At 59.1% G+C, this 12,297-nt stretch carries 13 protein-coding genes and 1 tRNA gene; 12 read left to right on the top strand and 2 right to left on the bottom strand.

The window, feature by feature from the left end:
• Positions 1–1,060 (bottom strand): NAD(P)/FAD-dependent oxidoreductase (locus JWR14_RS19115; RefSeq protein ID WP_299709814.1); only part of this gene is annotated, 1,060 nt, incomplete at its 3' end.
• A gap of 237 nt (positions 1,061–1,297) precedes the next feature.
• Between JWR14_RS19115 and JWR14_RS19110 the strand changes: the two genes are divergently transcribed.
• Both JWR14_RS19110 and JWR14_RS19105 read left to right on the top strand, forming a co-directional pair.
• Positions 1,298–2,071 (top strand): SDR family oxidoreductase, encoded by a 774-nt coding sequence (locus tag JWR14_RS19110; protein WP_299709812.1) that lies wholly within the window; start codon positions 1,298–1,300, stop codon positions 2,069–2,071.
• 58 nt (positions 2,072–2,129) lie between these two features.
• Entirely contained in the window at positions 2,130–2,522 is a 393-nt protein-coding gene (locus tag JWR14_RS19105) for an acyl-CoA thioesterase (RefSeq protein WP_299709816.1), read from the top strand.
• Here JWR14_RS19105 and JWR14_RS19100 read toward each other — a convergent pair.
• The gene (locus JWR14_RS19100) at positions 2,519–3,064 is read right to left on the bottom strand and encodes a LuxR C-terminal-related transcriptional regulator (protein ID WP_299709810.1); all 546 of its coding nucleotides are present in this window, start codon (positions 3,062–3,064) and stop codon (positions 2,519–2,521) included. The genes JWR14_RS19105 and JWR14_RS19100 overlap by 4 nt on opposite strands.
• A 207-nt stretch (positions 3,065–3,271) precedes the next feature.
• Here JWR14_RS19100 and JWR14_RS19095 point away from each other — a divergent pair, with 207 nt between their 5' ends.
• The 10 genes from JWR14_RS19095 to rplT all read left to right on the top strand — a co-directional run.
• Positions 3,272–3,976, top strand: a complete 705-nt coding sequence (locus JWR14_RS19095) for a CoA transferase subunit A (protein WP_097263986.1) — start codon at positions 3,272–3,274, stop codon at positions 3,974–3,976.
• A gap of 2 nt (positions 3,977–3,978) precedes the next feature.
• Entirely contained in the window at positions 3,979–4,620 is a 642-nt protein-coding gene (locus tag JWR14_RS19090; RefSeq protein ID WP_165091916.1) for a CoA transferase subunit B, read from the top strand.
• Between the two features lie 283 nt (positions 4,621–4,903).
• Positions 4,904–5,821, top strand: a complete 918-nt coding sequence (locus JWR14_RS19085) for an alpha/beta hydrolase (protein WP_299709808.1) — start codon at positions 4,904–4,906, stop codon at positions 5,819–5,821.
• A 48-nt stretch (positions 5,822–5,869) separates the two neighbouring features.
• Positions 5,870–6,223 (top strand): RidA family protein, encoded by a 354-nt coding sequence (locus tag JWR14_RS19080; protein WP_299709807.1) that lies wholly within the window; start codon positions 5,870–5,872, stop codon positions 6,221–6,223.
• A gap of 33 nt (positions 6,224–6,256) precedes the next feature.
• The gene (locus JWR14_RS19075; RefSeq protein ID WP_299709806.1) at positions 6,257–8,491 is read left to right on the top strand and encodes a bifunctional (p)ppGpp synthetase/guanosine-3',5'-bis(diphosphate) 3'-pyrophosphohydrolase; all 2,235 of its coding nucleotides are present in this window, start codon (positions 6,257–6,259) and stop codon (positions 8,489–8,491) included.
• A 174-nt stretch (positions 8,492–8,665) separates the two neighbouring features.
• A tRNA-Val gene (locus tag JWR14_RS19070) sits at positions 8,666–8,742 on the top strand.
• 279 nt (positions 8,743–9,021) lie between these two features.
• Entirely contained in the window at positions 9,022–10,929 is a 1,908-nt protein-coding gene (gene thrS / locus JWR14_RS19065) for a threonine--tRNA ligase (RefSeq protein WP_299709805.1), read from the top strand.
• Between the two features lie 50 nt (positions 10,930–10,979).
• Positions 10,980–11,504 (top strand): translation initiation factor IF-3, encoded by a 525-nt coding sequence (gene infC, locus JWR14_RS19060; RefSeq protein ID WP_075643994.1) that lies wholly within the window; start codon positions 10,980–10,982, stop codon positions 11,502–11,504.
• A 250-nt stretch (positions 11,505–11,754) separates the two neighbouring features.
• Positions 11,755–11,952: a 50S ribosomal protein L35 gene (gene rpmI, locus JWR14_RS19055; RefSeq protein ID WP_299709804.1), complete on the top strand. Its 198-nt coding sequence runs from the start codon at positions 11,755–11,757 to the stop codon at positions 11,950–11,952.
• A gap of 29 nt (positions 11,953–11,981) precedes the next feature.
• The coding region (gene rplT, locus JWR14_RS19050; RefSeq protein WP_299709803.1) for a 50S ribosomal protein L20 at positions 11,982–12,297 on the top strand (316 nt) is incomplete at its 3' end.

The raw sequence follows: 12,297 nt of genomic DNA, 5'->3' as shown, positions 1-12,297 counted from the left end.
ACTTGATCGCGGCGTGACTGCCCTTGATCCGCGATGCATTCAGAAACCCGGCATCGTCGCCGGCCAGTGCTCCGCCAGGGAAGACAAGCTTTGGCAGCGACATCAACCCGCCGGCCGTGATCGCCCGCGCGCCGTACGACACACGCTTGCCACCTTCAAGGAACGTGCGGATCGCCGGATGCGTCTTGTAGCGCTGGAATTCCTCGAATGGCGACAGGTACGGATTCGAATACCCCAGTCCGACGACAAAACCCACCATCACCTGGTTATCGTCCATGTGATAGAGGAACGAGCCGCCGTAGGTATCGTTTTCCAGCGGCCAGCCGGCGGTATGAATCACCAACCCCGGTTTATGTTTCGACGGATCGATCTGCCACAGCTCCTTGATGCCGAGGCCGTAGACTTGCGGATCGGCATCGCGGGCGAGCTTGAATTTATCCATGAGCTGACGGCCCAGGTTGCCGCGCGCGCCTTCGCAGAACAGCGTGTATTTCGCGTGCAGTTCCATGCCGAGCTGGAAGTTGCCGGTCGGCTCGCCGTCCTTGCCCACGCCCATGTTGCCAGTCGCTACCCCGCGCACGGCGCCGTCTTCGGTGTAGAGCACTTCTGCTGCAGGAAAGCCCGGGAAGATCTCGACGCCCAGCGCTTCAGCCTGTTGCCCCAACCAGCGCGTAACGTTCGCCAGGCTCACGACATAGTTGCCGTGATTCTTGAAGTTGTCCGGAAGCAGCCAGTTGGGCACCTGTTTGGCGTTGTCCTTCGACAAGAACAGAAAGCGGTCCTCGGTGACTTCCACATCGAGCGGTGCGCCCTGGGTTTTCCAGTCAGGCAGCAGTTCGCTCAACCCGCGCGGATCCATGACGGCGCCCGAGAGAATGTGCGCGCCGATCTCCGAGCCTTTCTCCAGCACGCAGACACCCAGCTCCACGCCTTTTTCCTGCGCGAGCTGTTTCAGCCGAATAGCCGCCGATAACCCCGCAGGACCGCCGCCCACAATCACGACGTCGTACTCCATGGATTCACGGGGACCGTACTGCTCGATGAGACTATCCGGGGTCATCCAATGCTCCTGTCTAACGTTAGAATGCTTTTTTTGGGGATCGCGTATTGTCAGGGAACCCTTCGCGGGGTGCAACCAACGATCCTGAAATTAGCACGACCGTATTATTTTAGGATAGCATATCGGCTGTGTCGATTCGATGCTTATTTGGGCGAATCGTGGAGCGAACCGTGGGGCGAACGGCGTCAAGACGGTTCGATCCCGGGCACCTCAATCGCTTTCAACCAAGGAAAAACAATGGGCCGTTCGATTAACCTGGAAGGCAAATGCGCGCTGATCACTGGCGCCTCCAGCGGACTTGGCAAGCGCTTTGCACAAGTGCTGTCGCAGGCGGGCGCGCGGGTCGTGCTGGCAAGCCGGCGCACCGAGCGCCTGAAGGAACTGCGCGCCGAGATCGAGGCGTCCGGCGGCGCGGCGCACGTTGTATCGCTTGACGTCACGGATTACCAAAGCATCAAGTCCGCCGTCGCGCATGCGGAGACGGAGGCCGGCATGATCGACATCCTGGTGAACAATTCGGGTGTGTCTACCCAGCAAAAGTTGACGGATGTAACGCCGTCCGACTTCGATTTCGTGTTCGATACCAACACGCGCGGCGCGTTTTTTGTCGCGCAGGAAGTCGCCAAACGGATGATCATGCGCGGCAACGGCACGGTCAAGCCGGGCTATCGGATCATCAATATCGCGTCCATGGCGGGGCTCAAGACCTTGCCGCAGATTGGCATTTATTCCATGAGCAAGGCCGCCGTCATTCATATGACGAAGGCGATGGCGCAGGAATGGGGCCGTCATGGCATCAATGTGAACGCGATCTGCCCGGGTTATATCGATACCGAGCTCAATCACCATCACTGGAAAAGCGAGGCGGGCCAAAAACTGCTGGCCATGCTGCCGCGTCGCCGGGTGGGCACGCCTGAAGACCTGGATGGCTTGTTGCTGCTGCTTGCTGCCGACGAATCACAGTTCATCAACGGCTCGGTGATCGCCGCCGACGACGGGTTCGGCCTATGAGCCAGGTCTCGATCAGGTGAGCGCAACAGCCGGTTTTCATCGCGTAATCGATCTGCCCATGCCGCTGCGCTGGGGCGACATGGACGCATTCGGCCACGTGAACAACACGGTCTACTTCCGGTTCATGGAGGAAACGCGGATCTCGTGGTTCCGGCAACTGGCCCTTGCCGGCGCGAACGTTGAAGGACAGGGTCCGGTGATCGTGAATGCGTCGATGGAATTCCTGAGGCAACTCCATTATCCCGGCGACGTGATCGGCAGCATGTTCGTGGGTCCACCTGGCCGCAGCAGTTTCGACACTCGCTTCGAGCTCTATCGCGCCGACGATCCCGCCACGCTCTACGCCCGGGGCACGGCGAAATGTGTGTGGATCGACTACGCGGCGGCGAAATCGGTGCAGATTCCTGAGCTGCTTCGCCACGCCATTGAGACAGCCGGAACGCCCGCCTAGTCCCCCAGCAGCCGTTGCAGCAACTCGGTCGCGTTGCCCGTGTCATATTTACGCATGAGCCGTGACCGGTAGATATCCACGGTTCGCGAACTGATATCCAGCGCGCGGCCGATTTGCTTGCTGGTCTTGCCGGTAACGAGCTGTGCGGCAATTTCGCGTTCGCGCGGCGTCAGTTCGATTGCTACCCGCCGCGTCGCGCTCAGGTCCTCGAAGGTCCATACGCCGGCGGCGTGCGGCGCGCTCAGGTCGAGCGAGCGCCCGGTCACGTGGCACCAGAACAATTCCCCGTTTGCGCGTTTCATGATGCGGTCGTCGGCGTAGCTGCCCTGACGCTGCATCAACGCTGCGATGCGCTCGCCTATCCGCTCGAACTCCACGGGTGACGGATACAGCACCTGGAACGACTGGCCCAGCAAGGCTTCCGGCGCGACGCCGAAAATGGCGCAGAGCTGCGCATTGCAGTCTTCGATGATCCGTTCCCGTGACAACACCAGTCCGACTGGCGCAAGATGAAACGCTGTTTGGTAATCCAGTTGACGCATTTGGTTCGCACGTGTCGGGTTTAACCCGCGTTTAACTATTTCATCGCCGTGCAGTACGGCAATTACTTATGTATTTTTGCGTATTGTGCCGGATCGATCCGGCGTCGTACTCTTTTGCCACGTCAGAAAGTCGTTTCGCGCAATGCAACCAGTCGCGTGGACGGCTCAAATAAACGGATTTCATCCAGATCAGGAAGGGACAAACAGATGAACAAGGTCTATCCCAGCGCGAAAGAGGCGCTCGATGGCATCGTAAAGGACGGCCAGACGTTTGCCGTCGGCGGTTTTGGTCTGTGCGGCATTCCCGAAGCGCTGATCGCGGCATTGCGCGACACGGGCGTCCAGGGCATTACCTGCATCAGCAACAACGCGGGCGTTGACGGCTTCGGACTCGGGCTGCTCCTCGAAACCCGTCAGGTCAAGAAAATGATTTCGTCGTACGTCGGCGAAAACAAGGAATTCGAACGCCAGTATCTGGCCGGCGAACTCGAGCTTGAATTCACGCCGCAAGGCACGCTGGCCGAAAAGCTGCGCGCCGGCGGTTCGGGCATTCCGGCGTTCTTCACCAATACCGGCTACGGCACGGTGATCGCGGATGGCAAGGAAACGCGTCAATTCGGCGACAACCACTACGTACTCGAACATTCGCTCACCGCTGACGTGGCGCTGGTGAAAGCGTGGAAAGCCGATAAATCGGGCAATTTGATTTATCGCCGCACGGCCCGCAACTTCAACCCGATGTGCGCCATGGCCGGCAAGATCACGGTGGTGGAAGTGGAGGAGATCGTGGAAACGGGCGCGCTCGATCCCGACGCCATTCACACGCCGGGCATCTTCGTGCAGCGCATTGTGCTGAACGCACATCCGGAAAAACGCATTGAACAACGCGTCGTGCGCGCAAAAGGAGACTGATCATGGCATGGGACCGGAACCAGATGGCCGCACGGGCGGGCAAGGAATTGCAGGACGGTTTTTACGTGAATCTGGGCATTGGCTTGCCCACGCTGGTGGCGAATTTCGTGCCGGAAGGCATGGAAGTGTGGCTGCAATCGGAGAATGGCTTGCTTGGCATCGGGCCGTCGCCGACGGAAGAAGAAGTCGATGCCGACTTGATCAACGCGGGCAAGCAGACGGTGACCACGTTGCCGGGATCGTCGATTTTTTCATCGGCCGATTCGTTCGCGATGATTCGCGGCGGCCACGTGAACCTGGCCATCCTGGGCGCGATGCAGATCAGCAAGACGGGTGACCTGGCCAACTGGATGATCCCCGGGAAGATGATCAAGGGCATGGGCGGCGCGATGGACCTGGTCGCGGGCGTAAAGCGCGTGATCGTGTTGATGGAGCACGTGGCGAAGGGCGACCAGCACAAGATTCTCGACGCGTGTACGTTGCCGCTGACGGGCGTGGGCGTGGTCGACCGGATCATTACGGATCTTGGCGTGATCGATGTCACGGATGCCGGACTGAAACTCGTCGAACTGGCGCCGGGCGTTAGTGTGGAAGAGATCCAGCAGAAAACGGGTGCTCCGCTGGATGTGAGCGGCGTCAAGTAAGGTTTTTCTGCAGCGGTTGTTTTATCAGCCGAAATGAACCGTTCCGATGTAAGTCGGAACGGTTTTTTATTTTTCGCTTGCCGCGTTTGCGGGAGGCTGGGCGGCCCGTAAAGTGGCTCGCGGTTCGTGTTTTGAGGCCGCATATCGTGCCTTTGTTCAGACCGTTCGGCTAACGCTGCCGCATCGCGCCGAAGCGCATCCGGCAAAGCGTTTACAATCGATTTCAGCTGAGTTGTTTGGAGTTGTTTGCATGCCGCAGCGCCATCGCACCGAGGAAAATCTTATGTCCGTGTCTATCGTCGAAGCTGCGCCTTCGTTTGTTCCCACGCCGCGCCAACGCCAGGTGCAGTGCATCAGCCCGTCGGGCCTGCATCGCATGGCTTATACCGAATGGGGTGATCCGGCGAACCCGCGCGTGCTTGTCTGCGTGCACGGGCTGACGCGCTCCGGCCGGGATTTCGACGAAGTGGCGAAGGCGTTCGCCAGCGAGTATCGGGTGGTGTGTCCGGACGTGGTCGGAAGGGGTTTATCGGACTGGCTGGTTGATCCCAAGCACTACGGTGTGCCGCAGTACGTGGGTGACATGGTCGCGCTCGTTGCACGGCTGAACGTGGAAACGGTGGATTGGTTTGGGACGTCCATGGGCGGACTGATCGGCCTCGGACTCGCCGGATTGCCGAATTCACCCATCCGGAAAATGCTGCTCAATGACGTCGGGCCGCATATTGAACCGGTGGCGCTCGAGCGTATCGGTACTTATCTCGGCCGCGGTGAGACCTTTGCCACGCTGCAAGAAGGCATCGACAACGCGGCGCAGCTGGCTGCGTCGTTCGGGCCGCTTACCGCCGACGAATGGCGCGCGATCAACACACCGCTGATGCAGGAGCGCGAAGGTCGCTGGGGGTATCGGTACGACCCGAAGATCGCGGTCCCGTTCGCTGCGGCAGACGCGAAGGCGGCCGCGCTCGGCGAGGCGATCCTGTGGCATTCGCTGGCGTCGATTCAGCATCCGGTGCTGGTCGTTCGGGGTGAACATTCGGACTTGCTGTCGCGCGAGACCATCGAAAAAATGGTCGCGAGCGGGCAGGCCGTGACTGCCAGGGAGATCGCGGGCGTGGGTCACGCACCGGCGTTCCTGGCGCCTGATCAGATTGCGATCGCGTACCGGTTCTTCCTCGATACTGAAACGCCCGAGGCATAATATTGAGCTTCGTCCGGTTTTTTTGACCATTCACTCTCAGGAACACTCATGGCAGTCATTCGTCACCATGTTGGCGCGCGTCTTTCGGAAATCGCGATCCACAACGGCATCATTTATCTCGCGGGCCAGATTGCCGAAGACACCGATCAGGACATCACAGGCCAGACCCGCGAAGTGCTCGGCCATATCGACCGTTTGCTGGAAGAAGCCGGCAGCGACAAGACGCAGCTTTTGTCGGTGCAGATCTATCTCTCCGACCTGGTCCATTTCGCCGCCATGAACGCAGCGTGGGACATGTGGGTACCGGAAGGCAATGCGCCGCCGCGCGCTACCGTGGAAGCGAAGCTTGCGAATCCGGCATGCCTCGTGGAAGTGGTGGTCGTTGCTGCCGTGCGTGGCTAAGCCGGGAACATTGCGAGCAATCGATTAACCCGTATGCCTGATACCGCCGTTCCCCCTGCGTTGAACCCCGAGCCGTCCTTCGACGACGCGCTCGCGTTCGTGCGCGAACACGCGAAAGACGCGCGGTTGACCAGCGGGGAATTGCTGGTCGAGCACGCTGCCGGCACGGCGCGGATCATGCAAACGTTGAACGTCGATCCTGCGGCCATCGTAGCGGCGGCGCTGTTTGCAATCGCGCCGCACATTGACGACCCGGAGGTGGTCATCAGCGAGCGGTTCGGCGCGGAGGTGCAAGGCCTCGTCGCGGACGTCCGCAAGTTGTGGCGGCTGGGTTCGGTCAGTTCGCGGGCCACGCAGGCAACGTTGCCGGAAACGGGACGCGAGGCGCAAGCGGCGCGCCGTGCGCAGGTCGAAGCACTGCGCAAGATGCTGCTCGCGTTCGCGCAAGATATCCGCGTGGTGTTGATCCGGCTGGCGTCGCGGCTGCAGTCATTGCGCTACTACGCCGCGAACAAGCTCGAGCCTTCGCCCGACGTGCCGCGTGAAACACTCGAGATCTACGCGCCGCTCGCGAACCGGCTGGGCATCTGGCAATTGAAGTGGGAACTGGAGGACCTCGCGTTTCGCTTCGAGGAACCGCCCACCTACAAGCGCATTGCCAAGTTGCTTGACGAGAAACGTGTCGAGCGCGAAGCGTATGTGACCGACGCAATCGCACGCTTGCAGAAGGAACTGGCCACCGCGAATATCCGGGCGGAAGTGAGCGGCCGGCCGAAGCACATCTACAGCATCTGGAAAAAGATGCGCGGCAAGGAACTGGATTTTTCCGAGCTGAATGACGTGCGCGCGTTTCGTGTGATCGTCGACGACATCAAGGACTGCTACACCGTGCTCGGTATCGTCCATAACTTGTGGCAGCCAGTGCCACGGGAGTTCGACGACTACATTTCACGGCCGAAAGCGAATGGGTACCGGTCGCTGCATACCGTCGTGGTCGGCGACGACGGGCGAGCATTTGAAGTCCAGATCCGCACGCAGGAAATGCACGGGTTCGCCGAATACGGCGTAGCAGCCCACTGGCGCTACAAGGAAGCCGGCGCTCGCGCGTACGGCGGACAAGTCACGGCCGCTGACAAATACGATGAAAAGATCGCGTGGTTGCGACAACTGCTGGCGTGGAAGGAAGACGTATCCGAGGGCGATCAGCCGGGCGCGCAGCCGTGGCAACATTTGCGCGAGGCCACGCTCGACGACGACCATATCTACGTGCTTACGCCGCAAGCACGCGTGATCGCCATGCCGCAAGGCTCGACCGCTGTCGACTTCGCGTATCACTTGCACAGCGAGCTTGGACATCGTTGCCGCGGCGCTCGTGTCGACGGTGCCATGGTGCCGCTCAACACGCCGCTGCAGAATGGTCAGACGGTTGAGATCGTCGCAGTGAAGGAGGGCGGTCCGTCGCGCGACTGGCTGAATCCGTTGCTTGGTTATTTGCACAGCCCGCGCGCTCGGCAAAAGGTGCGTGCGTGGTTCAACGCGGTCGACTCCGAGGAAAACATCGCGAACGGGCGTGCGCTCGTTGAAAAGACCCTGCAGCGTGAGGGCAAGACGTCCGTCAACCTCGATCAGCTGGCATCGAAGCTCGGCTTCAAGACGCCTGAGGATCTGTACGCCGTCGTTGCCAAGGAAGAATTCAGTCTGCGCAATGTCGAGCAAGCGCTGCACGATACGCCGCCGCCGGAACCCGAACCCGAAGCGCCAGCGCAATTTGAGAAGCGCAGCAGCGGGCAAAGCGTGGCGCAAGGCGCGTCGACCGGCGTGCTGGTTGTCGGCGTAGACGCGTTGCTGACGCAACTGGCGCGGTGTTGTCGCCCGGCTCCGCCGGACCGCATCGCGGGCTTCGTCACGCGTGGCAAGGGCATGTCAATTCATCGCAGTGACTGCGCGACGTTCCAGCGCATGGCCGAGCGTTCGCCCGAGCGCGTGCTTGAAACAGCGTGGTCCGCCGACGTAATGAGCGGGCGCGGATCGTCGGTGTACCCGGTCGATCTCGCCGTGGAATCGAACGATCGGCAAGGCTTGCTACGCGATATTTCGGAAGTCTTTGCGCGCGAGAAGATGAACGTTACCGGCGTGAAGACGCAGAGCCGGCGCAACGTCGCGTACATGCAATTTACGGTTGAGGTATCGAGCGCCGCGCAAATTCAGCGCGCGTGCTTGTTGCTGAGCGAAGTGCAGGGCGTGGTGCGCGCGTCGCGACGGGCCTAAAGCGGCGTGCGCCCAAGAAAAATGCATGCCCGCTCGCGCGCTGAATGAATTGATAACGCGTTGAATTTGAAGCGCATTGTTGATGCTTCTTAAACGTATCGACGAATATCTGCAGTGTCATTGCATGAAAGCACTTGCCAAGATTCAAAACGCTCCATATAATTTCGCTTCTTCAGGCTCGTAGCTCAGCTGGTTAGAGCACCACCTTGACATGGTGGGGGTCGTTGGTTCGAGTCCAATCGAGCCTACCAACGAAAGTGAAAATCCGGTTCACGCTGGATTTTCGAAACTGCAGCAAGCGTCTTGGCGCGAAAGGCAAATGAACAAGATGGCACCGCGAACGTTGACCGAAACAACTTCGGAGCGACGCTAGTCGAGGACCACTTTCGCCTTTGCAGTTGTAGGAAAAGTGAATGCGGCCCCTCAAAATGTGGGGCCGCATTTTTTTTGCCTTCGCGCGTTTGACTTGGCGTTTGCAAGGCATTGTTGAATGAACTTGGGCGTCGGCCGCCGGCGTCTTGGAGAACGAAATGGTTTCGATACGTTTGCCCGACGGGTCGGTTCGACAGTACGACCACCCTGTGACGGTTGCGGAAGTTGCCGCGTCGATTGGCGCGGGACTCGCGAAGGCTGCGCTGGGTGGCAAGCTCGACGGCGAGCTCGTCGATACGTCCACGCTGATCGATCACGACGCGTCGCTCGCTATCGTCACGGAAAAGGACGCTGACGGCCTCGACATCATTCGCCACTCCACGGCACATTTGCTGGCTTACGCGGTCAAGGATCTGTATCCGGATGCGCAAGTGACTATCGGCCCGGTGATCGAGAACGGCTTCTACTACGACTTCGCGTACAGCCGTCCCTTCACGCCGGAAGATCTCGAGAAGATCGAAAAGCGCATGGCCGAAATCGCGAAGAAGGACGAGCCGGTGTCGCGCCGCGTGGTAACGCGCGGCGAAGCGGTCGACTACTTCAAGAGCATTGGCGAGAAGTACAAGGCGGAGATCATCGAATCGATCCCCTCCACCGATGACATCAAGCTTTACTCGCACGGCAGTTTCACCGATCTTTGCCGCGGCCCGCACGTGCCATCCACGGGCAAACTGAAGGTCTTCAAGCTGATGAAGGTCGCCGGCGCCTATTGGCGCGGCGATTCAAAGAACGAACAGTTGCAGCGTATCTACGGCACGGCCTGGACGAAGAAGGAAGACCAGGAAGCGTATCTGCACATGCTCGAGGAAGCCGAGAAGCGCGATCACCGCAAGCTCGCGAAGCAACTCGACCTGTTCCATCTGCAGGAAGAAGCGCCCGGCATGGTGTTCTGGCATCCGAAAGGCTGGGCGATCTGGCAACAAGTTGAGCAATACATCCGACGCCGCCTGAGCGAAGTCGGTTATCTCGAAATCAAGACGCCGATGATCATGGACCGCTCGCTATGGGAAGCGTCGGGTCACTGGCAGAACTATCGTGAAAACATGTTCACGACGGAGTCGGAGAAGCGCGATTACGCGATCAAGCCGATGAACTGTCCTGGCCATGTGCAGGTGTTCAATCATGGCTTGCGTTCATATCGCGATCTGCCGCTGCGTTACGCAGAATTTGGCTCATGCCATCGAAATGAAGCGTCTGGCGCGTTGCATGGCCTGATGCGCGTGCGCGGTTTCGTCCAGGACGACGCGCACATTTTCTGCACGGAAGACCAGTTCATCGAAGAGTCCATTGCGTTCAATACGCTCGCGATGAGCATCTACAAGGATTTCGGCTTCGATCAGATCGACATCAAACTGTCGTTGCGTCCCGACGCTCGTGCAGGTACCGACGAAACGTGGGATCGCTCGGAACAGGGGCTGCGCGAGGCGCTGACGGCGTGCGGTCTCACGTGGGAAGAACTGCCGGGCGAGGGTGCGTTCTACGGTCCGAAGGTCGAGTACCACATCAAGGATGCGCTCGGCCGGTCGTGGCAATGCGGTACGCTGCAACTCGACATGGTCCTGCCGGAGCGCCTCGGTGCGGAGTACGTGTCGGAAGACAACAGCCGCAAACGCCCGGTGATGTTGCACCGTGCAATCGTCGGATCCATGGAACGTTTTCTCGGCATCCTGATCGAGCACCACGCTGGTGCAATGCCTTCCTGGCTCGCGCCGGTGCAGGCTGTAGTCCTGAATATCGCTGAAAGTCAGGCTGAATATGCCCTGCAAGTGACCCAATCGTTGCAAAAACAAGGGCTTAGAGTAGAGAGCGATTTGCGCAACGAGAAGATTAGCTATAAAATACGAGAGCACACGCTGCAGAAGGTCCCGTATTTGCTGGTTGTCGGGGACAAGGAGCGTGAGGCACAAACCGTAGCCGTGCGTGCTCGTGGCGGTATCGATGCTGGCGTGATGCCCGTCGATGCATTCCTTGAGCGTCTGCAGCAGGACGTGCAGGCGTACAAGTAAGCCCACCCGCAGCGCGGCTAGTTTTTTTAGATTTTTAGAGGAAACGTAACATCGCTACTGATAAGTCTGCACATCGCATCAACGGGGAAATTACTGCACCGGAAGTGCGCTTGGTCGGAGTGGACAACGAGCCGCTCGGAATCGTGAAACTGGCCGATGCTTTCCGCATGTCGGAACAGCAGGACGTGGATCTTGTAGAAATCGCGCCGCAGGCCGTTCCGCCTGTTTGCCGATTGATGGATTACGGTAAGTTCAAGTACTCGGAAGCAAAGAAGCAGCACGAGGCCAAGCTCAAGCAGAAGATCGTTCAGGTCAAGGAAGTCAAGTTCCGGCCGGGCACCGACGACGGTGACTACAACGTGAAATTGCGCAACCTCACGCGCTTCCTCGAAGATGGCGACAAGACGAAAATCACGTTGCGTTTTCGCGGTCGGGAAATGGCTCACCAGGAAATCGGCATGCGCGTGCTCGAGCGGTTGAAGACCGATCTCGAAGAGCATGGTCAAGTCGAGCAAATGCCGAAGATGGAAGGGCGCCAGATGATTATGGTCATGGCCCCGAAGAAAAAGAAGTAATTGAAGAAGTAGTTAAGAAATTGATCGATGGATCGCGCGGCCGGAAAGTGCTTATAGGTCTGAGTCTGAGGTCTGCGCGGCATCGTTTGAGCAAGTTTCAGGGCATCACCGGATAATGGCGGTGCTCATGAAAAAGCGGTGACTGTCAAAAGTCTGCCGCTCATAAGTGGCATGTGGGTTTCGAAGGGCGGGTCAGGATCGAATGGATCGACCGCACACCCATATCCATCTAATAAACTGGAGTAGTTTCATGCCGAAGATGAAAACCAAGAAGAGTGCTGCAAAGCGCTTCGTGGTGCGTCCGGGCGGTACCATCAAGCGTGGTCAAGCCTTCAAGCGTCACATTCTTACCAAGAAGACCACCAAGGTCAAACGCCATTTGCGCGGTTCCACGGCTGTTCATCAAGCAGATATGAACTCCGTGCGCGCAATGTTGCCGTTCGCTTAACCCTTAACTGACACTCACAGGAGCGCATTATGCCTAGAGTCAAACGTGGGGTTACCGCACGGGCCCGTCACAAGAAGATTATCAAGCTGGCCAAGGGTTACCGCGGCCGTCGCAATAACGTCTATCGCATCGCCAAGCAAGCGGTCATGCGCGCCGGGCAATATGCCTATCGCGATCGCCGCAACAAGAAGCGTGTGTTCCGTGCTTTGTGGATCACACGTATCAACGCGGCGGTGCGTCAGCACGACATGACGTACAGCGTGTTCATCAACGGCCTGAAGAAGGCTTCGATCGAACTCGACCGCAAGGTGCTGGCCGACATGGCTGTGTTCGACAAGGCTGCTT

This window comes from Caballeronia sp., assembly GCF_028292365.1.
Lineage (GTDB): Bacteria > Pseudomonadota > Gammaproteobacteria > Burkholderiales > Burkholderiaceae > Caballeronia.
Note: the sequence above shows the minus strand (reverse complement) of the source record. Positions and strands in the feature narration are given on the sequence as shown.